This is a genomic window from Xanthovirga aplysinae, from assembly GCF_009711365.1.
Lineage (GTDB): Bacteria > Bacteroidota > Bacteroidia > Cytophagales > Cyclobacteriaceae > Xanthovirga > Xanthovirga aplysinae.
Genome location: NZ_SMMB01000399.1, coordinates 1 through 1,411 on the forward strand (window position 1 = coordinate 1; position 1,411 = coordinate 1,411).

The following is a 1,411-nucleotide window of genomic DNA, read 5'->3' on the forward strand; positions in this document are numbered from 1 at the left end:
TGTTTTAATTATTATTTTTACTATTGTCTGTTACTTTTTATCGAAAACAAACCTCTCCCCACTTCTATTTCAACTCTGATTGGATTTGTTCTCCGTGACTTACTGAATGGGTAACTCTTATCAACCTCTCTTTTGGATCCAGCATGAACCTACATGAAGATTTAAAAAAAGAATTTAAGCAATTAAAATAGTTATGATAAAAGCTACTTTCTTTAGTTAATTTTACTATCTTATTATGAACTATGCCAAATTTATAAACAAAGATTTTTTCCTGTTAATGGCCGTAGGCAGATGGCTGTTAAGGACTTCTTCAAGCAAGTATTAGAGTCTCCAAATAGACTTAGGTTAATGCAATCATTAGGCGGATTGATATATATTCTTGAATAACTGATATTTAATAGCTTATCAAGCTGCTACTATTGAATTTTATTAGAATACAAAAACATTCCATAAATAGATAAATATAATCAACTTAATGGAAAAAAAATACCAAGACGCTATAGCATTTGAATTTCAAAAATGTATAGAAGATACTATTTATATTTTATTTGCAAATAGTAATCGAAAAAGGTCTCTTATTGATCCTTTTAAAAAGACCATTCTATCTAAAGAGATACTTTTCTGGATTCATTTCGAAAAAGTATTCAACAAAAGTTTTAACAAAAACCATGTGGGAAAAATCTCAAAATATTTGCTTTTAGCAAATGGGGCAGAAAAGGCAAATGTACAAAAAAGCAGCATTATAACTCTTTCTAAGGAGGAAATCACCAACATTAAAAGACACATTTCTCTTCTAGCCTTAAATAAACTAAATCGTAAACCATGTTGGACTAAAGACCTCAGGAGTGTTAAAGTACATCAACCTATTCGAAATTTTAAATTAAAAATCACAACCGACCTATGGTTTGAAAAAAAAGACGTGGAAACTTTCATTTATTTATTTGGTGGTAAACCCTCTAAGGGGCAATTAATTCAAGCCAAAGAAAACCTCCTTCAATTGAAATTAGCCTATCCCCACTGTACAACCTTGATCGCCTTATATCATAATCCCTTTGGGAAGGAAAAAGAAACATACAGGTATAATCCTCCTTTTGAAGTATTTGATATTCTAAATGATGATAATATACTAATTGGTAAAAAGTATTGGGATACTATAGGTGGGGAAGGAAGCTATGAACAAGTACTGGAAATAAGTAGAAATGTCAGGAAAAGTTATTTAAACAAGGTAGAGGAATTAATTAAGGAATTTGAAATTTTTGGTAGCCTTCCAACTTTTGATACTATTCAATAAACTGCGATTAAAGGTTACACAAGCTTTAAATGGCTCTGTTGCAAACTTTTAGTTTTGAATTTTCATCTTGTTTTCTTTCCCTAATAATGATAATACTTTTAGCCATGGGTGAATTTAAAT

Annotated in this window: 1 protein-coding gene; it reads left to right on the plus strand. The window is 30.0% G+C overall.

The window, feature by feature from the left end:
* Positions 1–475 precede the first annotated feature (475 nt).
* Positions 476–1,291 carry a TdeIII family type II restriction endonuclease gene (locus E1171_RS01395; protein ID WP_155203343.1) on the plus strand — a complete coding sequence of 272 codons (816 nt, stop codon included), beginning with the start codon at positions 476–478 and terminating at the stop codon, positions 1,289–1,291.
* The last annotated feature ends 120 nt before the right edge of the window (positions 1,292–1,411 follow it).